The 25,415-nt window shown below is 34.5% G+C and carries 26 protein-coding genes; 14 read left to right on the top strand and 12 right to left on the bottom strand.

Annotation, left to right across the window (positions count from 1 at the left end):
• The first annotated feature begins 26 nt into the window (after nucleotides 1-26).
• Genes ACYQ1E_RS04160 through ACYQ1E_RS04150 form a run of 3 tightly spaced genes read left to right on the top strand, consistent with a single transcriptional unit; the run spans nucleotide 27 to nucleotide 3,530 of the window.
• A complete protein-coding gene (locus ACYQ1E_RS04160; RefSeq protein WP_459875611.1) occupies nucleotides 27-1,379 on the top strand; it encodes a TrkH family potassium uptake protein in 1,353 nt (450 codons plus the stop codon).
• 10 nt (nucleotides 1,380-1,389) lie between these two features.
• Nucleotides 1,390-2,046: a potassium channel family protein gene (locus ACYQ1E_RS04155; protein WP_459875609.1), complete on the top strand. Its 657-nt coding sequence runs from the start codon at nucleotides 1,390-1,392 to the stop codon at nucleotides 2,044-2,046.
• Between the two features lie 50 nt (nucleotides 2,047-2,096).
• Nucleotides 2,097-3,530 carry a dynamin family protein gene (locus ACYQ1E_RS04150; protein WP_459875607.1) on the top strand — a complete coding sequence of 478 codons (1,434 nt, stop codon included), beginning with the start codon at nucleotides 2,097-2,099 and terminating at the stop codon, nucleotides 3,528-3,530.
• 148 nt (nucleotides 3,531-3,678) lie between these two features.
• Here the strand turns inward: ACYQ1E_RS04150 and ACYQ1E_RS04145 are convergent, their stop codons facing one another.
• The 8 genes from ACYQ1E_RS04145 to ACYQ1E_RS04110 all read right to left on the bottom strand — a co-directional run bounded on the left by ACYQ1E_RS04145 (nucleotide 3,679) and on the right by ACYQ1E_RS04110 (nucleotide 9,025).
• A complete protein-coding gene (locus tag ACYQ1E_RS04145; protein ID WP_459875605.1) occupies nucleotides 3,679-3,816 on the bottom strand; it encodes a hypothetical protein in 138 nt (45 codons plus the stop codon).
• A 707-nt stretch (nucleotides 3,817-4,523) separates the two neighbouring features.
• Complete coding sequence (locus ACYQ1E_RS04140) at nucleotides 4,524-5,291, bottom strand: PD-(D/E)XK nuclease family protein (RefSeq protein WP_459875604.1); 768 nt, start codon at nucleotides 5,289-5,291, stop codon at nucleotides 4,524-4,526.
• A 545-nt stretch (nucleotides 5,292-5,836) separates the two neighbouring features.
• Nucleotides 5,837-6,451: a nucleotidyl transferase AbiEii/AbiGii toxin family protein gene (locus tag ACYQ1E_RS04135; RefSeq protein WP_459875603.1), complete on the bottom strand. Its 615-nt coding sequence runs from the start codon at nucleotides 6,449-6,451 to the stop codon at nucleotides 5,837-5,839.
• On the bottom strand, nucleotides 6,402-6,650 hold the full coding sequence (locus ACYQ1E_RS04130) for a hypothetical protein (RefSeq protein ID WP_459875601.1): 249 nt from the start codon (nucleotides 6,648-6,650) through the stop codon (nucleotides 6,402-6,404). The genes ACYQ1E_RS04135 and ACYQ1E_RS04130 overlap by 50 nt, the downstream gene beginning before the upstream one ends.
• A 529-nt stretch (nucleotides 6,651-7,179) precedes the next feature.
• Nucleotides 7,180-7,743 carry a flavin reductase family protein gene (locus tag ACYQ1E_RS04125; RefSeq protein ID WP_459875599.1) on the bottom strand — a complete coding sequence of 188 codons (564 nt, stop codon included), beginning with the start codon at nucleotides 7,741-7,743 and terminating at the stop codon, nucleotides 7,180-7,182.
• Nucleotides 7,744-7,790: 47 nt separating this feature from the next.
• Nucleotides 7,791-8,147, bottom strand: coding sequence for a hypothetical protein (locus tag ACYQ1E_RS04120; protein WP_459875597.1), 357 nt, complete (start codon nucleotides 8,145-8,147; stop codon nucleotides 7,791-7,793).
• Nucleotides 8,148-8,152: 5 nt separating this feature from the next.
• The gene (locus ACYQ1E_RS04115; protein ID WP_459875595.1) at nucleotides 8,153-8,770 is read right to left on the bottom strand and encodes a TetR/AcrR family transcriptional regulator; all 618 of its coding nucleotides are present in this window, start codon (nucleotides 8,768-8,770) and stop codon (nucleotides 8,153-8,155) included.
• A 117-nt stretch (nucleotides 8,771-8,887) separates the two neighbouring features.
• The gene (locus ACYQ1E_RS04110) at nucleotides 8,888-9,025 is read right to left on the bottom strand and encodes a hypothetical protein (RefSeq protein ID WP_459875594.1); all 138 of its coding nucleotides are present in this window, start codon (nucleotides 9,023-9,025) and stop codon (nucleotides 8,888-8,890) included.
• A gap of 247 nt (nucleotides 9,026-9,272) precedes the next feature.
• On the opposite strand from ACYQ1E_RS04110, the gene ACYQ1E_RS04105 reads away from it, so the two are divergent.
• The 11 genes from ACYQ1E_RS04105 (at nucleotide 9,273) to ACYQ1E_RS04055 (ending at nucleotide 21,932) form a co-directional block, all read left to right on the top strand.
• The gene (locus ACYQ1E_RS04105) at nucleotides 9,273-9,797 is read left to right on the top strand and encodes a Uma2 family endonuclease (protein WP_459875592.1); all 525 of its coding nucleotides are present in this window, start codon (nucleotides 9,273-9,275) and stop codon (nucleotides 9,795-9,797) included.
• Between the two features lie 509 nt (nucleotides 9,798-10,306).
• Entirely contained in the window at nucleotides 10,307-10,621 is a 315-nt protein-coding gene (locus tag ACYQ1E_RS04100) for a hypothetical protein (protein WP_459875590.1), read from the top strand.
• Between the two features lie 63 nt (nucleotides 10,622-10,684).
• Nucleotides 10,685-12,772, top strand: a complete 2,088-nt coding sequence (locus ACYQ1E_RS04095; RefSeq protein WP_459875589.1) for a TonB-dependent receptor plug domain-containing protein — start codon at nucleotides 10,685-10,687, stop codon at nucleotides 12,770-12,772.
• Nucleotides 12,773-12,839: 67 nt separating this feature from the next.
• Nucleotides 12,840-13,625 carry a DUF4198 domain-containing protein gene (locus tag ACYQ1E_RS04090; protein ID WP_459875588.1) on the top strand — a complete coding sequence of 262 codons (786 nt, stop codon included), beginning with the start codon at nucleotides 12,840-12,842 and terminating at the stop codon, nucleotides 13,623-13,625.
• Nucleotides 13,626-13,656: 31 nt separating this feature from the next.
• Entirely contained in the window at nucleotides 13,657-15,657 is a 2,001-nt protein-coding gene (locus ACYQ1E_RS04085) for a TonB-dependent receptor (RefSeq protein ID WP_459875586.1), read from the top strand.
• Between the two features lie 30 nt (nucleotides 15,658-15,687).
• Nucleotides 15,688-17,373 carry an ABC transporter substrate-binding protein gene (locus tag ACYQ1E_RS04080; protein ID WP_459875584.1) on the top strand — a complete coding sequence of 562 codons (1,686 nt, stop codon included), beginning with the start codon at nucleotides 15,688-15,690 and terminating at the stop codon, nucleotides 17,371-17,373.
• Between the two features lie 5 nt (nucleotides 17,374-17,378).
• On the top strand, nucleotides 17,379-18,365 hold the full coding sequence (locus ACYQ1E_RS04075; RefSeq protein ID WP_459875582.1) for an ABC transporter permease: 987 nt from the start codon (nucleotides 17,379-17,381) through the stop codon (nucleotides 18,363-18,365).
• Nucleotides 18,358-20,163 (top strand): dipeptide/oligopeptide/nickel ABC transporter permease/ATP-binding protein, encoded by a 1,806-nt coding sequence (locus tag ACYQ1E_RS04070; RefSeq protein ID WP_459875580.1) that lies wholly within the window; start codon nucleotides 18,358-18,360, stop codon nucleotides 20,161-20,163. The genes ACYQ1E_RS04075 and ACYQ1E_RS04070 overlap by 8 nt, the downstream gene beginning before the upstream one ends.
• Nucleotides 20,153-20,845: an ABC transporter ATP-binding protein gene (locus ACYQ1E_RS04065; protein ID WP_459875578.1), complete on the top strand. Its 693-nt coding sequence runs from the start codon at nucleotides 20,153-20,155 to the stop codon at nucleotides 20,843-20,845. Before ACYQ1E_RS04070 ends, ACYQ1E_RS04065 begins: the two co-directional genes overlap by 11 nt.
• A 258-nt stretch (nucleotides 20,846-21,103) precedes the next feature.
• On the top strand, nucleotides 21,104-21,331 hold the full coding sequence (locus ACYQ1E_RS04060; protein WP_459875576.1) for a hypothetical protein: 228 nt from the start codon (nucleotides 21,104-21,106) through the stop codon (nucleotides 21,329-21,331).
• Nucleotides 21,321-21,932 carry a M48 family metallopeptidase gene (locus tag ACYQ1E_RS04055; protein ID WP_459875574.1) on the top strand — a complete coding sequence of 204 codons (612 nt, stop codon included), beginning with the start codon at nucleotides 21,321-21,323 and terminating at the stop codon, nucleotides 21,930-21,932. The genes ACYQ1E_RS04060 and ACYQ1E_RS04055 overlap by 11 nt, the downstream gene beginning before the upstream one ends.
• A 98-nt stretch (nucleotides 21,933-22,030) precedes the next feature.
• On the opposite strand, the gene ACYQ1E_RS04050 is transcribed toward ACYQ1E_RS04055, so the two are convergent.
• The 4 genes from ACYQ1E_RS04050 to ACYQ1E_RS04035 form a co-directional block, all read right to left on the bottom strand.
• Entirely contained in the window at nucleotides 22,031-22,357 is a 327-nt protein-coding gene (locus ACYQ1E_RS04050) for an IS1 family transposase (RefSeq protein ID WP_459875573.1), read from the bottom strand.
• Complete coding sequence (locus ACYQ1E_RS04045; protein WP_459875571.1) at nucleotides 22,264-22,716, bottom strand: IS1/IS1595 family N-terminal zinc-binding domain-containing protein; 453 nt, start codon at nucleotides 22,714-22,716, stop codon at nucleotides 22,264-22,266. Before ACYQ1E_RS04045 ends, ACYQ1E_RS04050 begins: the two co-directional genes overlap by 94 nt.
• A gap of 154 nt (nucleotides 22,717-22,870) precedes the next feature.
• Complete coding sequence (locus ACYQ1E_RS04040; protein ID WP_459875570.1) at nucleotides 22,871-23,749, bottom strand: hypothetical protein; 879 nt, start codon at nucleotides 23,747-23,749, stop codon at nucleotides 22,871-22,873.
• Between the two features lie 14 nt (nucleotides 23,750-23,763).
• Nucleotides 23,764-25,407 carry a hypothetical protein gene (locus ACYQ1E_RS04035; RefSeq protein WP_459875568.1) on the bottom strand — a complete coding sequence of 548 codons (1,644 nt, stop codon included), beginning with the start codon at nucleotides 25,405-25,407 and terminating at the stop codon, nucleotides 23,764-23,766.
• Nucleotides 25,408-25,415 lie beyond the last annotated feature (8 nt).

Raw genomic sequence — 25,415 nt, 5'->3', positions numbered from 1 at the left:
GATCACAGATCACTTTTAATTAGCTTATGAAAATACATTTTAAGTTATCACCATATGCATATCCAATAATATTTTTTGCCCTGGTAATTATTGTTGGAGCTTTTTTATTGCATATGGATTTTAGTCTTGCAAAAGGTCCTATATCCTGGGTAGATGCCTTATTTACTGCCACATCGGCCACTTGTGTAACAGGACTCATAGTAGTTGATACAGGGACTTTTTTTACAAGGATTGGCCAGATAATAATCTTGAGCTTGATTCAGATAGGCGGTCTTGGAATAATGACAATCACATCTCTAATTTTTTATTTGTGGAGCAAAAGGATTTCTTTGACTGACAGGATAGCTGTTGGACAGGGACTATTACATGATCCAACATTTTCTCTGGGTAGTTTTTTGATAAAAGTGGCTGTTATGACCTTTGTTATTGAGGGGTTGGGATCTTTTCTATTATATCTGTATTTACGAGGAAAAATGGATTATTTTTCGGCCCTGTTTCATTCGATATCTGCCTTTTGTAATGCAGGATTTTCCCTGTATTCAGATAGTCTAACGCAATTTAGGGGTGATGTTTGGGTGAATTTTATAATAATGTCTTTAATTATACTGGGTGGACTTGGTTTTTCTGTTCTTCAAGAGCTCTATTATTATATACCCTTACGACTTAAAGGTGAAAGAATAAGGCTTAGCTGGCATACGCGGGTGGTCCTGTCTACCACCATTTTTTTGATTATTGGTGGCAGTCTATTTATTTTTCTGGCAGAATATTTTGCAAATAATCTCCAATATCCTTTTAAAGAAAAGCTCTTATTGTCAATATTTCAGTCTGTAACCTGTAGAACAGCTGGATTTAATACCGTAAGTATTGAACATTTGACCAATGTTTCCCTTTTTATAATGATTTTGCTTATGTTCATTGGTGGAGCACCTGGATCATGTGCTGGTGGCATTAAAGTTACCACTTTTAGAACCATTTTGGCCTATGCTAGATCTCAAATATTTATTAAAGGAAAACAGGCGGTTATTGGAAATTTTGCAGTAAAGGAAGAAGATTTAAACAAGGCAATTGTATTATTTATATTTGCCTTTGGAATTATTCTTATAGCGGTTATGTTATTAAATATAACTGAAGGAGGGGATATTCCTCATGTTTTTACTAAAGGGCTTTTTTTAGAGGTGCTATTTGAAGCCACTTCTGCCTTTGGAACTGTGGGACTTTCAACAGGCCTTACTCCTCATTTAAGTTTCGCAGGAAAGTTGATTATTATCTCTCTTATGTTTATTGGACGTCTAGGTCCAATTTTATTTCTCTCCTTTGTACAATATATTCAAGAAGAACCCAGGTTTTTCTGGCCTGAGGAAAATATTTTAATAGGCTAGGGTGATATTTATGGCAAAAAAATTATTTATTGGTATTATTGGTCTGGGCAAATTCGGGATATCTCTGGGAAAGACTCTTATAAAAATGGGCTATGAGGTATTGGGGGTGGACAGAGATGAAGAGGCAATAAAGAGGGCTCAATCTATCTTTACACAGGTCTATCGTGCGGATGTAAAGGATAAAAAAGTACTTGAACAGTTAGGTTTTAAAGACGTTACACATGCTGTTGTAAGTGTTGGATCCTCCATATCCACAAGTACTATGGTCTCTTTTTATCTCAAAGAAATTGGAGTGGAGCAGGTCTGGGTCAAGGCAATAAACGAGGACCATGAAAAACTACTGAAAAAAATAGGTGTTGATTATGTTGTCATTCCTGAGAGGGCTGCTGCACAGGAACTTGCTTTGAGAATGGCCCTTCCTGGATTCTTGGAAATCTTACCATTTGGTCAAAGCGTAGTAATTCAGGAAAAAGTTGTTGATAAATGGGATGGAAAGACATTAAGAGAGTTAGACCTTGCAAATAAGTTTCACATTCAAGTAATAGCAATAAAACAAGAGGAAAAGGGAGAATATAAGTTTGTTCCAAAAGGAAACGATATTTTAAAAAAAGGGGATACTCTAGTTATTATTGGGGAGATGGAAAATCTCTTAAAAGTCAACTCTTAGTTTTTTAAATTTTACCCCTGTTCTGTAAAAAGATGTAGGGAGCGTAATTAATGCTTAATTTTTTGAAAAAAAATAACAATCACCCGGGACCAAGTGAAGAAATAAAGGAACATTTAGAGCGAGAAAATCCTATTTTAAGAGAAGTTGTTGATGGTTTTTTTCAATTAGATCTTTTGCTCCACTCCCTTGGATATTTAAAAAACACAGAATCTCTTACAAAGATGATGTCGTGGTGGCCTGTTATTTCCATTTTAGGAACTTATTCAGCTGGAAAATCCTCTTTTATTAATTATTATCTTGACTATCCAATTCAAGAAACAGGGGTACAGGCTGTTGACGATAAATTTACAGTAATATGTTATTCTCCTGAGAAGAAAGTAAGGGTCTTGCCTGGATTTGCCCTGGATTCAGACCCAAGGTTTCCCTTTTACAAAATAAGCAAGGCAATAGATGAAGTGTTACCAGGAGAAGGGGCCTATTTAGATTCCTACCTTCAGCTCAAGACCTGTCCCAGTGAAAAGTTAAAGGGGAAAGTATTTATTGATTCTCCGGGATTTGATGCAGATGAAAAAAGGGCTTCAATACTCAGAATAACAGATAGGATAATTGATCTTTCTGACCTTGTGCTTATATTTTTTGATGCCAGACATCCAGAGCCTGGCTCCATGAAAGATACCCTGGAACACCTTGTTAAAACCACTGTAAAGAGAAGAGATTCCAATAAATTTTTATACATCTTAAATCAAATAGATGTAACTGCAAAAGAGGATAATTTAGAAGCAGTATATGCATCATGGCAAAGGGCTCTTGTTAGATATGGAGTAAGTGCTGGAAAATATTTTTGCATCTATAATCCAATTGCATGCAATGTAATAGAAGATCCTGAGACAAAAAAAAGATACGAGAGAAAAAGGGATCACGATCTGGATTTAATATCAAAGCGTATTGAAGATGTTAAGATAGAGAGGACATACCGCTTGGTAAGATTACTTAAAGACTATGTAAGTAAATTAAAAAATACAACTCTGCCAATTGTATCTGAATTCAGAGATAAATTAAAGAAGTATACCTTGATTTTAGATTCTATATGTTTTGGAATAATCTTTTTGATTATTCAAATGGGACATATACTTTTTACAGATACGGGCTCAGGTGAGTTTTGGATAAAAATTTTAAAGGGAATATTTACATCAGCTCCAGCCTTTATAGGATTTTTAGTTTTTTTACTACTATTATTTGGTATCCACTGTGCAATTAAAAACAAAGTTGGAGCGATTTTAGCAAAAAAATTTATAGAGGATATTCCAGATAAAGAAAAAGATAATTACATGCAGTGTTTTTTAAAAAACATAAAGTGGTACTCACCAATATTTAGAAGACATCCCATGGGGTGGAATGAAAAACTTGCCAGTTCAGTTAAAAAATTAAATTCAGATGTAAATTCATTTATTCAAAAGTTAAATCAAAAATACACGGATCCATAATGTCAAATAAAAATCCCTACCTCAAAGTCAGACAAAAAAAACATACACTTGAAATATATTTATTATCACACTTGGAGGTAATAGAAATGGGGTGTATCCGCTAGTAGCGGATACACCGGTCATCTTGCACCTCAGAACCAAAAAAAATTTATAAGTATTTCCAACCGATTATCCTGTTCTTGGTGTTTATAAAAATTGCGAAAATATTCTCTATATCTCCTTTTACCCCTGATGCATGAACAATTGAATAGCCTGTGTGTCTTTCTCTTTGAATTGGCAAATCCATAGTAGCTACAGATGCTCCCTTCCCTGCATGTATAGGTGAAATAGCGTAAAATGAAAGTAAGAATCTAAAAACAATTGCATTCTTAAAAAACTATTTTACTTTTTTCACTAAATTTATTCATTCCATCTCACTAATAAATTTTTTAAATTTGTTCTCTAATTCTTTTGGCGAATAACATTCATTAACTAAAGCCACAATGATTTATATCATTTTTATATCTAGTTAAATTGTACAAAATTCTTTAAAATCAGACCCCTTACTTTTTTTAATTGTTGTACATAATTTATATTATCACTTAAAATCCCATTACACTCTCCGGGCTTTTTTCTAAAGAAAGATAGCGATGATACAAGGTATCTAATTTTTAAAGAATTAGTAATTTTATTTTCATCAATCAAATTATCAATCAAATTGATAATTTTGGTTATTATAAACTCCTGAAGACCTGAAGAATAGTGTATCCTTGTTGTATAAGATTAGTTCAATACACCATTCTGCGGCATAGAGGCCTCTATTCTATTAATTTGCATTTACAAATTTAAATAGTATTTTTTTCAATCAAGTCTAATAATGGAGTTATTTCAGGAATAAAATTAGAATTTATATTGAATAAATCTTATTTAAAATATTTTCAATTATTTTAGGAGTCCTTTTAATCAAAAAACTCCCTTATTTAAACTCAGGGGTGTAATAAAACTTATGAGCTTTTATTTTTCCTCATCACCTACATCTTCTGGCACACTATATGCCTCAATTCCCAATTTTTTTGCGACTTCATACGCTTTTGGTTCTATCATTGGGGATATTACTAATTTCCGATTTACTCTTTTCCCTTCTTTTTTTTCAAAAAATTTCACTTTTCTATCAAATATATACATATCTGCTTTACTCATTGAGGACTTTATTTCTATTACCCAAACCTCGCCATTTTTAATAATAACATCCAACTCTATTTGATCAGGATGTCCAAAGACCTCTCCTTTTTCATCATAGCTTAAATAATTTTCCACTTTTAAATCGGTTAATTCGCTTAAAGCCGCTTCAATTGCCTCTCTAAAGACCTTTTCACTGTTTATTCCCCACCTTGCACCAAGAGCTCCAATGGTTCTGTCTATTCTTTTATCTACTCTATGAATTTCTTTGAGCAAAGTCTCCCACCTCTGGTCTGACTCTTGTTTTAATTCCCTCCACTTACGCTCAGATTCCTGCCACTTACGCTCAGATTCCTCTTTCAATTCCTGCCATTTACGTTCTGATTCCTCCCATTTGCGCTCTATTTTTTCCCATCTTCGTTCAGATTCCTCCCATTTACGCAAGGCTTCTTCCCATTTACGCTCAGATTCCTGCCACTTACGATCTGATTCTTCTTTAAGTTCCCTCCATCTTTGTTCTGATTCTTTTTTCAACTCATGGAACTCTTTCAATAAAGTTTCAAACTTAGATTCTGTTTCTTTTTTCTCCGCAAAACTATCCACTAACTTTTTCCACAATATCAACTTCACCTCTGGAGTTTCTCTAAGATGTGAGGGATCTCTTCATAAATTATTTTTTTACTTCCTCTGTTAAATTTTCCTCGTAAATCATAACTCTTGGCCTCTGTTATCAGTTACTTCTACCCCCAGGGTGAATCTAAACATGTTATATTTAGTTTTTAATCCATCTTTATTATTTTTTCAATGTGATTGGTGATTCGTGATCCCGAACAGCAAATGTAGAGACGTTGTATGCAACGTCTCTATGGGCTTATTAGCCCAATCCCTTCGCAAGTCAGGTCTTTTTTAAGTAGACCCTTTTATTTTACATAAAATTAAATAAATTACAACCCCAATTTCGCAGACCCCTAGCTATATTTCCCTTTTTCTTTCTATTGTTAAACCCTGCTTTCTATCTATTTAAAATAAAGGAATTTTTGCTCTCCGCAGATACCTTCTCTTTAATAAAAATTCTATCTCATAATTTCAATTAGTTGAAAAATTCATCCCCAAATCCTATTAAAGTTGCGGGAAATATTTAAAGAACATTAATTTTTATAAAATCCCTTTACAAGTTCCTTAAAATAATCTTTTATTTCTTTCCAATAAATATCTATTTCCTTTATATTTGATTTTTCTGCATCCTCAAAAAATGTCAATGACTTGAAAAATACATAATCATTAAAAGAATCAGAATATTTTTTCCTACAAAAGCACGTTATATCTTTCAATGTCCATTTATTATTTTTAAGCAAATACCAGAGATCAAAAAAATCTTTTTTCTCCCCTCTCTGCATAATTGCAATAGCCTTCATGGCTGCAATGTCTTCATCAGAAGCAATGAACACATTAAAATCTTTGTTAATCATTGGACTCTTTATAAAAGGATAGTTATATTCAAAAAAAGACAATTTTACGCCCTTATATAAAAAAATTAATGTATCTTTACTCAGTTCATAAATGGTCTTTGGATGAAAAAAACTTGCTATTTTAAATAAACCTACATGTCTATTGAAAAAAACAAAAAAATCAAAGTCCTCAGAAAAACGATGGCCATACTTTAATGAGAGTGCGGTCCCACCTGCCAGATAAAAGTCATTTAGAAATTCATATCTAGAGATTTCTTTTAACACCATCATCTGTGCGTTGGTCAATTTCTTCATTATTTATCTCCAAAATCAACTCCCAAAAGGCTCTATTCTTTTTATCAAATTTAAAATAATATTTAAGAAAAGTCTCTTTTAATTTTGATTTTGAATATATCTTAAGTAACTTTTTAGGATCATCCCACTTCATTTGTCTAAAAATCAATAGTTCTTCATTTAACTCCTTATCCCATGCAAAAAAATTATCTTTAACCATTTCTCTCTTAATTTTCTAGTTATTTTTCTCTAATTCTAAATTTCTTTTCCAGAGCTCATAGGTCTAGTGTTTCTATTTTTAGCCCATCTCTGTTTTTTTGCCTCATCTTTTTTTATTTAATTTTGGTTTTTAATGCCTTGTTCCCATATTTCTGCCCCTACAAAAGGTTTAAGGAAATGAATCCCAAAATTTCCAGATCTTTCTAAAACAAACCACGGAATTGTTCCTTTATTGTCCACATAATACCTTATACCTTTTCTGATTCTAATTTTTCTAAAACTATTAATAGTAACTGCTTCACCACATGAGTGTAGACCAATTTAAATAAGGAATATCACCATAACATACAGGTATCTTAGTGCCAAGAGAATTATATATCCTCTCTTTTTTTGAAATAAAAATTAGAGGACAAAAATATAGCCACCTTAAATATAGGAGTTTCCAATTTTTTTATAATAGAAAATGCTGAAAAACTTAAAAAGTTTCTTTATAAATAGGGCTTTATCTTAATTTTTTTTCTATAAGTTCCTTAAAACTTTATATTCTTTAAATCATCAATAAATTCACACTGCGGAGCAACCTTTCCTCCTATTTTTCTAAATTCAGACATGAGCATAATCAAGGGTTCTTGTATCAATTTATCATCTCTTATCCATTTGTCATTTATTTCTGCATAAACTACTTTGCCGATTATTATTGAATAGTTTTCTCCTTGAACTTCTCTAACTAATTTTGCCTCTATCCATCCTATAGCATTTTTCACCCTTGGAGGTTTGACCACTTTACCAGGCAAAGACTCTATTCCCACGGCATCAAGTTCATTAACTTCAGGAGGAAAATTCCTTGCACACTTAATCGTCTCTCTAAAGTCCTTTTCTCCCATTACATTGACCACAAACTCTTCAGTTTCCCTAATATTTTTGAGCGTATCCCTTGGGAAGGCTGAGGCAATGGCTATTAAATCTAAAGGCCTTAAAATTGGCATTACACAACCATATGGAGCCCCATTTATAATACTATGGCTATCTATCGTTGTTATCAAAGTTAATGGAATAGGAAGTATTTTTTTAAACATATTTGGTTTTAACTCCATATCCTTCTCCACCTTACAGGTTATTTGTTAAACAATAGATCTTAAAACTAATCAAATAAGATATAGCAAACCTTGCCTTGAACCTTACATGCACGGGCAAGTTCCATATGTCTTAAAGAGGCAAAATTGGATCTAAATTCCTCTTCATCTATGCCAATGGAAGTACAGATCTCTTCTAAACTAAGGGGACCTTTTTTCTTTAGTAGATCTAATATCTTTTGTTGAACAGGAGTCAGATCCTCCTTTTTATGACCAACTCCTTTTGCGCTATGCACTGCCCAGGGATCACAGATCTTAGGAGTGGCAACAAGATCTAAATAACAGTCTTCACACAGCTTTTGCCCAGCATATTCATAAACATCCTCTACTCTATTTAAGGTAGTTCCACACTTTTCACACCTCATTCTTATCACCTCCTTTTTATTCCGTTCAATATAGAGCTTGCAGTTGTCTTCATTATATCAATAAACTCCTCTTTACTTAATTTACCTTGTAATGTGATTTTCTCTAAAATAACATATATTATCATTGCAGAAAAACAGATAGAGATATGATGCACATTTATTTGTTTAAATCTTTTTTCTCTAATTCCCTTTATAAGATATTCTTCAAGTATTTTTATTCCTTTCAATATCCTCTTTTGAAAATGATCTCTATAGATGTCTGGTTTCTCTAACATGATAAACATAAGTAGTCTAAGGGGGGAGGTAGAATTCTCTAATGCCATATTATTATAAATATGTTCAGCAAATGCCAAAAAAACACCCAAATCATCATTATTTTCAGCATAATGGAGTATATTTGGATCTTTTTCCATTGGATGGTCTTTGAATATATTGTTTAAAAGCTCCTTATAAAGATTTTCTTTATTTCCAAAAAGTTGAATCACCAGGGCCCTACTAACACCAGCACTTTTTGCAATTTCATCTAAAGTAGTGCCTGCAAATCCATTTTTTGTGCACAATTCCTTAACTTTTGATAATATCAATTCTTTCCTCTCTAATGCACTTAACCTCTTTTTCGCCATAACTCTAATTCCTGGTATTTCTTTTTACACAAAATCAAATGGTCCTTTTTGAACTAACTAACTTGTTAGTTAGTTTTTAATACCAACTACCCTATTTGTCAATACCCAAGGTATAAATCAAGAAATTATCTTTTTTACTATATTTTCCAATGCTTTAGTAGCTTCTTTATGCTCTATAGGCTTTCCTAAAAGAGAGACTGATTTCGGAAATTTCTGCGGGCAGGCCAAAAATATAATGGAATATATTGAAACCATAATTTCAGATTCCCCTATAAAGCATGGCTTTCAGGAAAACGCATGGAATGTTTTATTAATAACTTATGCTGCAAGAAGAGATTTATATATATGTTCGGCTTTAAAATCATTGTATAAATACAGTTGACACTAAATAATTTACAGTTTAGTCTACTTTTAAACTAATTTTTCTAAAATAGGTCACCACTTTTGCATGGAAACCTATTTAAAAAATTTTTTTCTAAAATAATTAGGAATAAAAAAGGCAATGAATCACTCATTGGTTTATGAATATTTGCCCAGATATACAATTGAGGATTACAAAAGATGGAAAGGGGATTGGGAGCTTATTCATGGCATAGCCTATGCCATGACCCCTTCACCTTTTGGGAGACATCAGAGAATATTGATGGAAATTGGATGGCAATTTACATCTCAGGTGAAACAGTGTTCCAAATCCTGTTATGTTTATCCAGAACTGGACTGGATTGTGGATGAAGAAACAGTATTGCGTCCTGATTTGATGGTTGTGTGCAAGGAAGTGGTGACACATCTGAAAGAGCCACCAGAAGTTGTGGTAGAAATAATTTCAAAGCCTTCTTTGCAAAAAGATGCCCATCTGAAATTTTCGATCTATGAAAAGGAAAAAGTAGCTTTTTATGTCCTGGTTTATCCAGAAATTCAAAAAGTTAAAATTTATGCTCTGATACAGAATAAGTTTGAAAAAGTTTTTGATAGCGACTGTGGAAGTTTTGAATTTGAGCTAAAAAATGGCTGTAAGTTTTTAGTTTAAATCTTGATATACTCTGGCCAAGCCCCTAAGTGTCAGCTACTCGGAGCCCTTCCTTTTATTTCCCAAACATTGCCACCAGAAGTTTCCCCCTACCCTTCCAATAACTATCCTCTAAGACAGGCTGATTGAAGTTCAGGATGATAGAAATAAACTCAATAAAAGCCCCATTTTTTCTCACCTCGACTTAAATTTCTAAATCCCTGAATACCTAAAGGGAGTTAAAATTCTATTAGTATTATCTTTTTTTAAATTTTATACTTGACATAGTAATATTTTTTATTTTAGGCAATTAAAAAAATATATTTTTCATATCTAAGTTATGTTTGATTACAAAAGAAATAATAAAAAGGAAGATTTGATGTTTATAAAATATTTTTTTTGCTATATTATGCTATATTTTAATAATAGTTCACTCTTTTTTAGCCTCACCTCTTTATGCCCATGGAGTAAGAGGTAAAATAGGCAGAGGAGGAATTGTTATAATTGCTGAATATACCACAGGTGAACCTATGAGCTATGCCAAGGTAGGAATCACTGCACCAGATAAGAAAATCCCTTTTCAGATAGGAAGAACAGACAGAAATGGGCGGTTTTGTTTCTATCCAGATATGCCAGGAAAATGGATGATAGTTGTGGAAGATGGAATGGGTCACAGACTTGAGATGAACTTGCCAGTTAAGCACATTGAACATCTTGAGACCTCAGGAAACACTGAAAGCTCAGAGGAAAAGTTTATATCCAAGTATTTGAGAGTTATTAGTGGGATTTCTATTATTTTTGGCATCTTTGGGAGCATTATGGCCTGGATAAGTCACAAAAAATAAAAAAAGAGAATTCAGCTAAAGGATTGAAATAGGCAAAGACAATAAACAAGGAGGAGGGATTAAATGAAGAGTTGGAAATTGATTATATTTTTAATGTTAACCTTATTAGTTTTTATTTCATCTCCTGGTTTAAGTGAGGAGGAAAAACAAGGGGAAAAACAAAGGGAAAAGATGATGGCAACAAGAATGAATGAGGTGGTAGTCACTGCCACGCGGTCGAAGATCTCGGTATTTGATGCACCTCAAAGTGTAACAGTTATCTCCAGAGAGGAGATCATGGCCTCTTCCTTTGACCGTTGGGAGGATATTGTTCGTAGTGTTGTAGGTATGTATAACTATAGGCATTATGCAGTTCAAACACATGGTATTGCAAGCCCATTAAAGATGCGTGGGGTAGGTGAACACAGGATCTTGATACTGGTAGATGGAGTCCCACAAAACAACAATTTCAACAATGCCATTGCCTGGGTGGCGTGGGGTCATATCCCTAAGCAAGCCATTGAACGTATTGAAATTGTCCGGGGACCTGCCTCGGCAATTTACGGATCTGAAGGACTTGGGGGTGTAATTAATATTATTACAAAAAAACCAAAAACAGGAAGACAATCCTCAGTGGAAGGTGAAATAGGCACAGCAGATACCTATAAAGGAGATATCTTTCATTCTCAAAAAATTAAAAATTTTGGCTTCCTAATGGCGGGCGGGTATGAAGATAGTGATGGATTTTACATGGTAAAACACCACAAACCTTATGAAATCAAACGTGATAGAGAAGTTCGTAAAGTATTTGGAAAACTTACCTATGATTTAACTTATAATTCAAATTTATCCCTGGCAGCCTTATATTACGACCATCAAACTGGAAAGGGCCGAAGATATTTTTACGATGATTTAACCCTTGGTCAATACTGGATGAACTATACTTATAAGGGAAAAGCTTTTGATTTAAAAGGATTAGTTTATATAAATCAAGCTGATAAGGCTGCCTATCAGGATACAGCAAAGGACAATTATTCATCCTTATATAGAAAGGAGGAAATAGACCCAACCACCTGGGGCGCTGATTTTCAAGGAAATATTTCACTTAACTCAATGGCTAAACTTACTTTAGGTGTTGGTTACAAAGAAACTTCATGGGATTATGACAATAAATATGTGTCCATTACCCGCAAGGCTGGTGCAGAAGGTAAACAGCGTTTTATATCACCTTTTGCAAATCTGGATTTTCATTTTTTTGATAATCACTTGATTGTAACCATAGGAGGAAGATACGATTGGATCAGGACCTGGGATGGGGCCAACTGGGACACCAAAGGAAGTGCTGGCAAGCCCCCTTACCACAATGACTTTGATTCTGAAACAGAAGAGAATTTTTCTCCTAAGGTAGGTATTGCATGGCATCCAGATAACAAAACAACAATACGAGCATCTGCTGGAAAAGGATTTAGAGCACCCAGTTTGTTTGAGCTTTATAAGGTGCATGTTCGTGGTGGCGGCACCTATTATCGTAATGCCAATCCAGATTTAGACCCCGAGAAAATATGGTCATATGATATAGGGGTAGAACGAATCCTGACCAACACACTATGGGGCCGAGTAACATTTTATCAGTCCTTTGCCAAAGATTACATCGGTGACCGTCTCATAGGCACAGCTACTTTTTCCCATGGTAGAAAAACCCGATATGAATATAAGTTGGACAATATAAGCGATGTGGATATTTATGGAGTTGAAGCCGAGCTAGAATGGTATGCCCTACCAGATCTCACTCTTTTTGCTAATTATACCTTCAATGTTTCTAAAATTGACAAAGACAAAAACAACCCTGAATTAGAAGACAACTACTTACCCTATGAGCCCCGGCACCAAACCCATTTCGGATTCCATTACAACAATCCCAACCTGGTTAATGTTTCTGTAACTGGCAATTACTACACTGATATATATTTCGACAATGAAAATACATTTAAGGAAGATGACTATTTTACCATGGATGTTTCTATGTCTCGCCAATTTTTTAATTTCTTAACAGCCTTTATAAATATAGAAAACCTTTTTGATGAAGAGTATCCGATTTTTAAAAGAAAAGGACGGGCAGATACTATTGCACCTGGTACCATTATAAGCGGAGGTTTAAAATTTACTTTTTAATAAACCTTTGGCAACTAAAGGAGGAATAACTCTTAATTAACATCTAAACCATGTGGGAGGAGTAATAATGAAAAAAAAGTTTTTGATAATTGTATGGTTTATACTCATGAGTGGATTTATTTCAACCTGTGTGTATGCCCATTCTCTTTGGTTGATTGTAAACAACTACAATCCTTGTGTAGGTCAGGAAATTGTAATTAAAATAGGATGGGGCCATAAGTTTCCTGTAGATGACCAACCACCAGCAAAAATGGTAGAAAAGATGAATCTCTTTCTCCTAGATCCCCAGGAAAATAAGATACCTCTGAGTATAAAGCCCAAAGGGAAAAAAGGAGTAAAACCTATTAAGGTAAAGCTAAATGAGAAGGGAACTTACATTGTAGTTCTTGTAATGAAGACCTTTGTCAGTAAGACCATAGAGGGCTATTTTTTCAGACCAAAAAATGAGCTCAAGAATGTGCTTAAATCTTTCTTGTACCAAGCTGTGGCAAAGGCAATTATCAATGTAAATGGTCCTAGGGGTAGTTCCTACAAAAAATGGTTGGGATATACATTAGAAATTGTTCCCCTTAAAAATCCTGCCAGTATCAAGGAAGGAGAATTCCTGCCACTTTATTCTTTTCTTAATGGTAAGCCCACAAAGACATGGATTTATGCTACATATGCAGGATTTAGTAATCTGGAGAACACCTTTGCATGGACAACTAAACCAGATAAAAACATGATTGCCAAGGTAAAGATTTTGAAAAAGGGTATATGGTTGGTTAACACAAAGGTTTTATTACCATACAAAGATCCACGCAAGGGTGATGAGCAAAAATTAATATCCACGTTGACTTTTAAGATTAATTAGTGATGTTTTAATTTTTTGAAGGAGGTATGTAATGAGAGAAGTTTTAAGGCTAATTATTGTCTTGGCTGGAATAATGAGTCTTTGCGTGTTTCAAACAAGCTGGGCAGAAGTAAAAAAATTAGAGGAGGTAGTGGTTACTGCTACAAAATACGAAAGTCCAATAAAGGATATTCCAGCGTCAGTTACTATTATCTCTTCTGAGGACATAGAAAAACATCATTTACCCAATGGTGATATCGGAGATATATTACGCTCGGTTACAGGTATTACACTCCGCAGGGCATATGCGCCTTTTCCTGCCTATCCAAATATCAGGGGAGTGGGCAGTGATGCAACGGTTATTTTAGTAAATGGCATCCCTACTAATTGGGAAATTACTCAAGCCATTCCTCCAGAAAATATAGAGAGAATTGAAATCTTAAGAGGACCTGCTTCTGCTCTTTATGGCGCCCATGCCAGCGGTGGAGTAATAAATATAATAACTAAAGAAGGTAAAGATAAATTCAAGAGCACAATTAGTGGTGGATATGGCACCTTTAATACTCGTCGTGTTAGGGCTACTACAAGTGGAGGTGTTGCCAAAAGGCTCTATTTTTCACTTGCTGCATATAAGGAGAAATCTGACGGGGAAAAAGTGGTTACCAATAAGGTTATTCCCAGTATAACAATGATAGATGATTGTGATTATGAGAAAAAAGCTGTATCCCTTACTACAAATTATAAATTTAATGATGATTCTAAGGTGTCCTTTTTATATAATTTCTTTAATGATGAATATACAAGGGGCAGACCTAACGTAGGAGGAGACTGGGACCGACATTTTGCCAGTTTTATTTATAATCAGAAATTGGGAAAAAGATTTGCTTTTAAAGGCACAGTAGGATATAGTTATGATGACCTTTTGCATCGCTATGACAAAGGAGGGACCAATTATGAGCCTAGAATGAGACGTTATACAGATTATTATGAGACTCCTATAGAATTGCAACTTACAGGCGATGTTGGTTGGGAAAATACTTTGACAGGAGGTTTTTTTTATAATCGTCAGACAACCGATCAAAAGTATATTAGTTCTAGCACTGGTCAATTCTTACGAAAAAATAAATACAAAGTTAGGACCCTGGCTGCATACATTCAAGATACATGGAAGCCAATAAAATCTCTTATTATTACAGCGGGCATTAGATATGACTACTGGAAAAATTACGACAATTTCTTTAGTAAATTTAGAGTTAAAAAACCACACGATACTAGTAATGATAATTGGAGTCCTAAGTTTGGGATAAGGTATAATTTTAGTGACCAGACTTCTATTTGGGCAAATTACGGTGTTGGTTATAAGCCTCCTACTCCTGAACAACTATACGATGATCGGACATCTGGCGGGAATCCAAGAGAGCCAAATCCAAACCTAAAACCTGAGAAAACTTATGCTTGGGAGTTGGGCGTGGAAAAATGGTTTGGTGAATTACTCCACTCCAAAGTAGTGGGTTTTTATAATTACACCGATGATAAGATATTATCGTGGTTTAGTGCCAATAATATCTGGATCAATAAAAATATTGGTCGAACTAAATCTTATGGTGTTGAGATTGATATGACCCTGTATTTGCTTGAGCACTGGCAAGTTACTGCTAACTATACGTGGAATCGGGCCACAATAGATAAAAACCCGGCTAAACCACAACAGGAAGGCAACTATTTGCCTTTTTGTCCCAAACATAAGGCAAATCTGGGGATAACCTATTCTAAAAACAACTATACTGTGAGCGGGTTTGCCAGATATTTGAGCCTTCAGCATACAAATGAAGATAATATAAAATACACTTCTTCTGGTGAAAAGAGATATATGGAACGTTCTTTTGTAGTAGATTTAAAAGCTACCAAACGTTTTACAGTAAACTGGGGCTATTTAACTAATATTGATTTTTCACTGAGTATAGATAACCTCTTTGATGAAAATTATAGAACATTCTATATTTATGAAGATCCAGGGCGAGTGATCTTTGCTGAATTAAAGTTTATATTTTAACTCTTAAAAAACTTCATTTTGGAACCTTCCATGACTTATCCTATCAATACTTTTAATGGTAAGATAAAAGATTTTTTTATTAAATTTATTATCTTGTTGTGTCTTGGATACCTCTTTTCAGGTTGTTCTAATTCTTCAGATCATGCTTATTGCCAACAAAAAGAATACCTTCGCATAGGCACCACCATGAACATCAAGCGAGTTAATCCACTTGCTGATTATTATTACAATATACTGGCTATGATTATGACCCATGATTCGCTGGTTCGTGTTGATCCTAAACTTCGTGTGATTCCTCAATTGGCTGAGAGATGGAGCTCTTTTGATGGAGGTAAGGTGTGGAAATTTTGGCTAATCTCTGGAGCAAGATGGCATGATGGTTATCCAGTTACACCTGAGGATGTCAGATTTACCTTTGAGTATCTTGCTCAAAAAGATGTAAATTTTAGCTGGATTGCCGATTTAATAGAAAATATTAAGATAAATGGGCGGGAAGTAATTTTTTATCTGAAAAAGCCTTATAGTCCTTTTCTGATAAATGTTGGTTTCATCGTGCGTATTTTGCCCAAACATATATGGCAAAAAATTGAGGATCCCTTAAGGTTTAGGGGGAAGGAAGCCACCATTGGGTGTGGTCCATATGTATTTAAGACATTTAACCCCAGAAGCGGGAAAATTTGTTTTGAGGTGAACAAAAATTACTATGGCAAGGTGCCTACTATTTCTCAAATAAACTTTTATATTTACAAAAATATGGATGTTTTAACCATGGCTTTATTAAAAAACAAAATTGATACTTATTACCAATATGCTGTTGGTTATCCTTTTCATTATATTGAACGACTTAAAAAAAGCAAGGACTTAGAATTTTTGGAAACTATGTCTATGGGAGTTGCAGCTGCCTTGGGATTTAATATGACTCATAGACCCTTTGACCAAAAGAAGATTCGTGAGGCCATTGCCCTAGCTATTAATTATAATAAGATTAACCAGTGTGTTTTTGGAGGGATAGGACAAATACCGACAAGAGGTTTTGTTCCACCACTATTTCCATTTTGGAAAAAAACTGACAAATTAACTTATAACCCTGAACAGAGTAAAAAACTTCTGTTATCTGTGGGTTTGAAAGATCGTGATGGTGATGGTGTGCGTGAATTCCCCAATGGAAAAAAATGGTTCATATCCCTATTAGCAAGGGCAGATCTTTGGGGAGAAGATCAGCTAATAAAGTTGTTAGTGAATGATTTCAAGGCAATAGGTCTTCAAAGCGTGGTCCATTCTGTAGATCTCTCCACCTGGATTTTCTCCCTTAAGGAAGGTAAATATGACTTAGTTCTATTTAGAACTACTCCCTGGGGAATGATGATGCATGCTGGATATGCTAGTGGCTACTTTGATTCCCGCAGAAAGGGGGGAGGGGTAATCGGTAATTTGAAGGATCAAAAATTTTGGCACTTATGTGATCAGATTATAATAACTACAAATCCATCATCTTTAGAGAAATTATACCATAGTTTACAAAGTTATTATGCTCACCATCTTCCTGCTGTTGCCCTTTGCTGGAACAAAAATATTTATCCATTTCGCAAAAATTGGCAAGGATTTGTAGTTCATCAACTGGAAGGTGGGTTGGCCAACCGTTTTTCCTGGCGTTTTTTAAAATATGTGGAATTTCAGGTTAGAGAAAAATCCTTAGGTCATTTCAATGAAAAATAAGGAAAATGAAAAAACTTCTAGCAAAATTACTTCAATATGTATTGACCATTATCGCTGTTATCAGTTTAAATTTTTTTCTGGTTCATATGATGCCGGGAGACCCTTTAATTCATCTGCTGGGTGAAGAAAATTACTTGTATCTTCACACTCAAAAGCCAGAACTCCTGGAAGCATTAAGAGCCAAATATGGCCTTAATAGCCCATTATATAAGCAATACTTTTGTTATTTGGCAAAGACTCTGAGATTAGATCTTGGTTGGTCCTTTCATTATGGACAACCTGTTTTTCACGTACTTCTCTTTAGGCTAAAATGGACATTGGTGTTGCTTGTTCCCTCAATTATAATCGCTGGTTTATTGGGAGGAATATTAGGTGCACTTGGAGGCTTAAAAAATGGGCATGCCCTCGATTATTTATTAACTTCAGGATTTTTATTCCTTTATAGTGTGCCAAATTATTGTCTGGGACTTTTATTTTTAATGATTTTTGGTTTTTATCTAGATGTTTTTCCCTTGGGAGGAATGGGCGAACAAACTTATTTTGGTTCACTTTCCATCCTGGACACACTTCACCATATGTGTTTACCTTTAAGTGTTCTTGTGCTCCATAATACAGCATGTAATTACATAATTATGCGCAATGCTATAAAAGAAGTATTAGAGGAGGAATATGTTCTTACTGCTATTTCAAAAGGACTAAACCAAAGGCAGACATTGTTTGGTCATGTTTTTAAAAATGCCCTTCCACCGCTTATAACAGCAGTTGCTTTAGAGTTTGGCTTTATAGCTGGAGGAGCTCTGTTTGTTGAAATTGTCTTTTCCTGGCAAGGAATGGGTACTTTAATTTATGATGCTATTATCTCTCGGGACTATCCTTTAATTTCAGGATCTTTTTTTGTCTTAACCATTTGTGTGATACTGGCCAATGCACTTGGGGAATTCTTTTATGCGGTTGTTGATCCACGGATGAGGGATGGTGGGACAATTGTTTAAGAGTAAAAGGACGATTATTGGAGTTCTTTTACTTCTATTTTTTTTGTTTATCTCAATTTTTGCACCAATTATAGCTCCTTACGATTCCTATACCTTAGAGACACCTAACTTGCCTCCATGTAGTATTCATATCCTAGGAACCAATGATATTGGACAGGACATTTTTAGTGAGTTATTATATGGAACTAGGATATCCTTAGTTGTTGGTTTTGGTGCTGCTATTCTTGCCACTTTTCTGGGAGCTTTTGTAGCTCTTATGGCGGGCTATTTTCGTGGTTTTATAGATAATATACTCATGGTGGTTACAGACTTCTTTTTGCTGGTGCCGTCAGTGCCCTTGATTATCGTGGTAGCAGCATATTTCAGGTTAAGTATATGGAAACTTATCATAGTTATTGCATTTTTGGGTTGGGCAAGTATAGCTAGAATAGTCCGCTCTCGTGTCCTCCAAGTACGAGAAAAGGCCTTTGTTAGAAGTGCCAGAACTCTAGGGGCAGGGAGCTTTTATATTATTTTCCAGCATATTTTACCTAATAGTTTAAATATAATCCTTGCTAACGCATCTTTAGCAGCAGCACGTGCTATAGTGATAGAGGCGGGTATGAGTTTTTTAGGACTTGGAGACCCAACCCAGAAAAGCTGGGGAATGATGTTACATGATGCCTTTTCCCATGGGGGAGTGGTTAATGGTTATTTCTGGTGGTATCTACCTCCTATTTTTTGCATTTCTCTCTCAGTTATTGGCTTTACCCTTTTAGGTTATTCTTTCGAAGGAAGAGAAGACCTATTTCTACCAGGAGGTATTAAAGAGTTAAAAGACTATACCACTAAACCAAAATCTAATGAGAAGATTTATTACCCTGAAAATTATCTTTTATTGATAAAAGGCCTTAGTGTGAAATTTCGAAATGGCGATAAAATAATACGTGGTTTAGACAAGATCGATCTGGGAATAAAAGAGGGAGAAAAGGTTGCGATTATTGGCGAGACAGGCAGTGGAAAGAGCATTTTACTCCTGGCATCGCTTCGCCTTTTACCTGCTAATGCACAAATTTCTGGAAAGATATACTATAAAGGAAAAGATCTTTTAGAAATTAGAGATAATATTATGTGTCAAATACGGGGAAACGAGATTGCCTATGTTCCTCAAGGCACAGGAAATGTTTTGAATCCCGTGGTTAAAATTGGTTTACAAATAGCCGAGCCTTTACAAATATATTTAGGTGTAAACAAAGGAGCTGCATTAAAAAGAGCAATTGTTTTACTAAATCAAGTTGGTATAGAAAAGGCAGCACAAAGAATTTTTGATTATCCCCACCAATACAGTGGTGGAATGAAAAAACAGGTTCTCGTGTCTATGGCATTAGCTAGGGAGGCGGATTTGATACTTGCTGATGAGCCTACCAAAGGGTTAGATTGGAATAAACGCAAAAAAATATTGGAGATTTTCCAGAATTTAGACTCTAAGACCATCTTAAGTGTTACCCATGATTTGTGGTTTGCAGAAATGTTTGCTCAAAGAATCGTGGTGATGTATGGCTCAAGGATTGTAGAAGTTGCTCCTCAAAACACGTTCTTTATAACACCATTACATCCTTATTCTCAGGCATTACTTGCTGCCCACCCTTCTCGGGGATTGAAAGTGATAACTGGTAAAGCACCTCTAAGGATGGAATATATTGATAAAGGATGTGTCTTTCGACCTTATTGTAATAAGGCCTTTCAAAAATGTTTAAAAGAACCACCTTTATTTAAACACAATGGACACGAGATAAGGTGTTGGCTTTATGCTTCTTGAAATTCGTAACTTAAGTAAGACCTTTAAAAGAGGGTGGCTAAAAAAGAGAAAATTATGTGTTATAGCAAATGCTAGTCTTTGTCTTCATCAAGGAGAAACAATAGGGATTGTAGGAGACAATGGTAGTGGAAAAACCACACTGGCATTGATGTTAGTGGGGCTTTTAAAACCTGATAAAGGACAGATCCTTTTTAAAGGAAAGGATATAACATATTTATCCTCATGGGAAAGAAAGGAATATAGACGGCAAGTGCAAATAGTGTTTCAACATCCAGAAACAGCCTTTAACCCCAAATGGAAATTATGGAAGAGTATGAGAGAACCTTTTTACTTGCATAAAATTCCTTATTCAGAAGAGGAGGTCTTACAACAGCTTAAGCGGGTGGGGCTTAGAAGTAACATCTTGAGTCGTTATCCCGCACAACTAAGTGGTGGGGAGATACAGAGGGCCGCTATTGCAAGGGTTATGAGCTTGAACCCTGCTGTTGTGATTTTGGATGAACCTACGAGCATGCTTGATGCTATAACCCAAGCTCAAATAATTCGGCTCTTAGAAGAAATTCAGCAACAACAAAGAGTAAGTTATCTTTTTATTAGTCACGACCTAGAGTTGGTAAAAGTCTTTTGTAAAAAGATTTACGAGTTAAAGGAAGGAGTATTAAAAGAGGATGTGGTTATTTAACAGGTGCAGGAGTTTTAGGGAGTAAGGAGTTTGTTAAGTTCAAAGAGAGTGCAGAAGTTTGTATCAGGGATTCAAGATGTAGATATGTATTCTTTAAAAAGATTAAACTCTTAGTACCAACTTAAAAATGTTTTTCAGATTTGATATAAAGAGAGGCCAATAATGCCCAAATACTTTATAAGATCAGGAAAACCTGTGTTAACAATAGAAAGATAACATTTTTTGCTCCGTTAGAATTAAAAAAATTCGGGGATAAAGATGAAGAAGGTATTAAGTTGTATTTTATTGTATTGTTTTTTGATTGCAACTTCATGTTTTGCTGAAAATACAGGTTTTACCAAGGAGGACAGGGAAAGACTTATTTGGTTAGAGGCCACCCTTCAACTATTTATGCAGCAAGTGCATAAGAGATTTGAGGAGGTGGAGATAAGGAACGAAATAGCTCAAAAATTGCTAGAACAGGTATATCATGTGTATGCAAAATAATGATCTAGAGATAGAAATTGAGATTGAAAAAATAATAAGATCAAAAAGAAAAACTATTGCCTTGCAAATAACAGAAGATGCTAAGTTAATCATTAGAGTCCCCTATGGGGTAAGTGAAGAGGTTATAAAAAGAGTTGTTGTAAAACATGCAGACTGGATAAGGAAAAAGAAAGAGCAAATACTTTTAAGAGATCCCAAGCTTGTTAAAAAAGAATTTGTTAATGGTGAAGGTTTCCTCTATCTTGGCAAATATTACAAGTTAACCATTATTGAGGCACAAAGTGAGCCTTTGGTGTTCAAAAATGGCTTCCTTCTCTCAAAAAACTATTTACCAATTGCAAAACAAGTTTTTGTGAATTGGTACCGAGAAAGGACTTATGAAAAGATTTCTGAAAGAGTTAAATGGTATGCTAAGAAGAGAGGGTTTAAATACAACAGAGTCAACATAACCAACGCACAAAAAAGATGGGGGTCCTGTTCAGCTAAAGGAAACTTGAACTTTTCATGGAGACTGGTCATGGCACCTCTGTGTGTTATTGATTATGTAGTGGTTCATGAGCTTGTTCATCTTGAAGAAATGAATCATTCAAAGTCATTTTAAAGAAAAATGGTCATTTATTGAGGATTTGAAACAAAAAACAAAGGGATTAATTTTTTAGAGAGTGTTCACCTAAAGATAGATAAAAATCTTTGTTGATATTAGGCAAAGATTTCAGGATCAGTTAATGCATGCCATAATTTCATTGATGCATGAACCATTTCTTCCTTTTTAGATACAACTTTCGTCCTACCTGTTATTCGTCCAAGATGATGTCTTGTATTGCTATTATCTCTTTCTGTTGTCACTGTTCCTCTTTTCCCTATTATATGACACTCTGGCGGCAATACCTTCTTAAAAGCTTCCCAATCATCTGTATAAAAAACAGCATCCTTCAATTGTTCAAATTTTTTGTATAACCCTCTGAAGGTTGAAGCATCACGATCGCCGATAACCCAGGCAATAGTTCGCCCTCTGCTACGATCCAATGCCTTGATGATCCATATTTTGTTTTTTTTGACTGGATAAAATGCCACATCTCATCAAATTCTATTTCTTTTATCTCATTAGATATAGCTGGTTCTGGAAGTGATTCGGCTTCCTCTTTTATCCATCGGTAAGTCAATGAACGAGAAACTCCAAATAATTTAGCTAAAAAGCCAAATGATGCTTTACCAAGAGAATAAAGAATAACTGCAAGAGCTTTTTTTACTTTCAGAGATTCTTTTATCCTTGCATCTCCTATCACAAAAGTTCGTGAACAGTTCTTGCAGAGATACCGCTGTTTTTTACGAACAAAACCATTTTTGACCACTTGCGTTGAATTACAATGCTTGCATACAACCATTTTCTCCCTCCCATAATTTTGGTTGGGATAACTTATATTATATTTCTATCTAAATGTAAACACTCTCTATCCTTCATGATAATAGATGAAGATGTGATGGCTGTTAGTCCAAGTAGTGTATATTTTGTTTTTGTTTTCTGAAATACGTAGGTTATCAAGGAATAAATCTGACACTCATTCTATGAACCTGTATAGAGTCTATGGCTATTGGACCAAAGTTGAAATCTCCAGCATGGACATTTGAAATTCTTATACTGCCGCTCATGGGAAAATCCATATCCATTATAACGTTATGGTTGGAATTGGTAATATTTATTCTTGCGAAATCTCCATCTGCTCCTCCTTCCTTGCCTACAAAGAATTTTCCTTGAGGTACCCATGAGGAAGGGTATTCTGGTGTGCCATTAATTGATTGGGCAATATATAAATTACCTATCTGAAAATTATCTCCCATGTTGTTATAAAAATATTTTAACCCACCATTTTGGGAGAATGTCCATAACTTAAAATATATTCCTGCATCTGATGTTAAGGGGGTAATGCAGTCAGGCGGAACTAACCAAAATTCGAAAGAATTTTTTAATTTAGGTCCTAAGTCTAGCCTACCAATGTCTTGACCACAAAAATTTATATTTTCTATGGATGTGATTTGATTGGAATTTATCATAGGAGCTTTTATCTTTAGGGCATAGTCATAATCTAGTAACACTAATGATTCCCGATAAAATTTTACTATATCCAATTCTATTGGATATAGTGTGTCTACGTAATAGCCCCAACCATTACCATCTCCTATCACAACGTCTTGAAGAGATATTTTATTAAACTCAGTCGTGCCACCATCACTATCGTGAAATGATATTTCCTGAAATTCATGGTATAATTCAATATTATTTAATTCTATAGAAATACCACTAGTTGCTTTTATTTCGCTCAGTTGCTTTTCATTTAGTTTTATCAATCTTGGAGTCCCTTGGTGTGAAAAGAATATAAATAAATAAGCAAATAAAATAACTGTTATTTTTCTTATCACGATTCTAACCTCTTTTAATGGGGAGCAATTTCTAAACTTCCTCCCAAAATTGCTGTTTTTGCATCTTTTATTGCCATGTTTGTGAATAAAGGCCTATTATTGTTTTGTGCACCATCTACTCTTTCAAGGGTTATTGACCCTATTCCAATTTTTTTTGTAAAGATTTCCAAAGATGGAAGATTTAAATATATTCCTCCTCTATTATCACCATAATGTAAGGACATTTTTGGTAGATTTGACGTTATGTCTATAGTAAGGGCTGACGGGGAGAAATTGGATTGAACTGCTGAGTTTGATAAATGATTATTATCCTGAGTTATATATGAAGGATATTTACCAGGACTTAGCAAATTTCCGTTACTATCCTTATAAAGGGCATTTATATACATCGTATCAAATTCATAATTGTTTATCCATAAATATGAATTATCATCAATATCCATATATCCAATTTGATCTGAACTTAAATACACAACTATATCATCGGGAATTATATCAACACCATATTCATAATGTGGAGCAATCTCTATATTTCCCTCCAAAATACATAAATCCAATCCCTTAATGAGTATTTTACCCAACCATTCATCGTCCTCTTCCCCCACAGTAAAATCAAATCTCAAGTCATTTAGATAAAATTCCAGAGATGGTAACCCTACTAATATTCCAGCTATGGGCAAACCTTTTTGAGATGATAAAGATGGTAAATTGTTAGATAAATCTAGAGTAATAGGATTAAAACTTCTTTTTTGGGTAAAATTATAATAATCAATTTGTTTTGTATTAAATTCATCAATGGAATTGCCATTAGTTACGTATAAATCATATTGACCAATACTGTGTATTATCCCATCACTATCAACGTGGGAAATGGAATTTATTCTTAAAACGTCAGAAACAATGTTTTTCAGCCTAAATTGGTAATCGGTGTTTTGTATACCCTCTTCATCATATATGATAATTTTAGGGATTTTGGTGAATATTACGACATCATCAAGTGCCATAGAAATCCCATACCCTGGGTGAGGGGCAATTTCTAATTTCCCCCCCAGAATGTCCAGCTGCATGCTTTGAGTATAGATATGTGCAAAACTTTTGTCACTATTGGCTATGCTAGAATATAAAGATGATATAGTAATTGAACCTAAATTTGTTTCATCTATATAAGTTTCAATTGTTGGTAACCCTATATATAAGCCAGAATAATTTGCATCATCTTTATTTTGATTATCGTATAATTTGAAATTCGACATAGCACTCATTACTGGTAATTCATCAATTACATTAATGGTTAAAATTGATGGTTGAAAGTCTGTAATGTAATTAGATTGGCTTGTATCAAAACGGGCATCCCCCTGTAGGTGCTGTTCATCAGGATCATAGATTATTGTACCATCTCTGGCTAGAGCCTCAAACCTAACAACGTCAAATTCTAAATTATTTAAAGCTAAAGATGCACCATCTGAACCAGAGAGTCCGTCCTTGTCAAAAAAGGAAATCTTATTAAAAGCGGAATAAATATATAGATGATCTGCTAATATCCCTACTGCATCTCCAGCAGATATTTGTTCTAATTGATTATCATTCATTTTTTGCATAGAATAACATATTGAAGATGAAAAAAGAATTAATGATAATAAGAATATTTTTTTTATCATGATAAGTC

The organism is Desulfothermus naphthae, assembly GCF_054657475.1.
Note: the sequence above shows the minus strand (reverse complement) of the source record. Positions and strands in the feature narration are given on the sequence as shown.

What these genes read in the sequence shown, in the direction of transcription:
- ACYQ1E_RS04120 (WP_459875597.1), bottom strand. Translation starts at nt 8,147, where the DNA reads ATGAGGTGTGAAAAGTGTGGAACTACCTTAAATAGAGTAGAGGATGTT.
- ACYQ1E_RS04115 (WP_459875595.1), bottom strand. Translation starts at nt 8,770, where the DNA reads ATGGCGAAAAAGAGGTTAAGTGCATTAGAGAGGAAAGAATTGATATTA.
- ACYQ1E_RS04105 (WP_459875592.1), top strand. Translation starts at nt 9,273, where the DNA reads ATGAATCACTCATTGGTTTATGAATATTTGCCCAGATATACAATTGAG.
- ACYQ1E_RS04035 (WP_459875568.1), bottom strand. Translation starts at nt 25,407, where the DNA reads ATGATAAAAAAAATATTCTTATTATCATTAATTCTTTTTTCATCTTCA.
- ACYQ1E_RS04085 (WP_459875586.1), top strand. Translation starts at nt 13,657, where the DNA reads ATGAGAGAAGTTTTAAGGCTAATTATTGTCTTGGCTGGAATAATGAGT.
- ACYQ1E_RS04080 (WP_459875584.1), top strand. Translation starts at nt 15,688, where the DNA reads ATGACTTATCCTATCAATACTTTTAATGGTAAGATAAAAGATTTTTTT.
- ACYQ1E_RS04100 (WP_459875590.1), top strand. Translation starts at nt 10,307, where the DNA reads ATGAGCTATGCCAAGGTAGGAATCACTGCACCAGATAAGAAAATCCCT.
- ACYQ1E_RS04045 (WP_459875571.1), bottom strand. Translation starts at nt 22,716, where the DNA reads ATGGTTGTATGCAAGCATTGTAATTCAACGCAAGTGGTCAAAAATGGT.
- ACYQ1E_RS04135 (WP_459875603.1), bottom strand. Translation starts at nt 6,451, where the DNA reads ATGAAGAAATTGACCAACGCACAGATGATGGTGTTAAAAGAAATCTCT.
- ACYQ1E_RS04145 (WP_459875605.1), bottom strand. Translation starts at nt 3,816, where the DNA reads ATGGATTTGCCAATTCAAAGAGAAAGACACACAGGCTATTCAATTGTT.
- ACYQ1E_RS04090 (WP_459875588.1), top strand. Translation starts at nt 12,840, where the DNA reads ATGAAAAAAAAGTTTTTGATAATTGTATGGTTTATACTCATGAGTGGA.
- ACYQ1E_RS04055 (WP_459875574.1), top strand. Translation starts at nt 21,321, where the DNA reads ATGCAAAATAATGATCTAGAGATAGAAATTGAGATTGAAAAAATAATA.
- ACYQ1E_RS04065 (WP_459875578.1), top strand. Translation starts at nt 20,153, where the DNA reads ATGCTTCTTGAAATTCGTAACTTAAGTAAGACCTTTAAAAGAGGGTGG.
- ACYQ1E_RS04110 (WP_459875594.1), bottom strand. Translation starts at nt 9,025, where the DNA reads ATGGTTTCAATATATTCCATTATATTTTTGGCCTGCCCGCAGAAATTT.
- ACYQ1E_RS04150 (WP_459875607.1), top strand. Translation starts at nt 2,097, where the DNA reads ATGCTTAATTTTTTGAAAAAAAATAACAATCACCCGGGACCAAGTGAA.
- ACYQ1E_RS04155 (WP_459875609.1), top strand. Translation starts at nt 1,390, where the DNA reads ATGGCAAAAAAATTATTTATTGGTATTATTGGTCTGGGCAAATTCGGG.
- ACYQ1E_RS04095 (WP_459875589.1), top strand. Translation starts at nt 10,685, where the DNA reads ATGAAGAGTTGGAAATTGATTATATTTTTAATGTTAACCTTATTAGTT.
- ACYQ1E_RS04125 (WP_459875599.1), bottom strand. Translation starts at nt 7,743, where the DNA reads ATGGAGTTAAAACCAAATATGTTTAAAAAAATACTTCCTATTCCATTA.
- ACYQ1E_RS04130 (WP_459875601.1), bottom strand. Translation starts at nt 6,650, where the DNA reads ATGGTTAAAGATAATTTTTTTGCATGGGATAAGGAGTTAAATGAAGAA.
- ACYQ1E_RS04075 (WP_459875582.1), top strand. Translation starts at nt 17,379, where the DNA reads ATGAAAAAACTTCTAGCAAAATTACTTCAATATGTATTGACCATTATC.
- ACYQ1E_RS04060 (WP_459875576.1), top strand. Translation starts at nt 21,104, where the DNA reads ATGAAGAAGGTATTAAGTTGTATTTTATTGTATTGTTTTTTGATTGCA.
- ACYQ1E_RS04160 (WP_459875611.1), top strand. Translation starts at nt 27, where the DNA reads ATGAAAATACATTTTAAGTTATCACCATATGCATATCCAATAATATTT.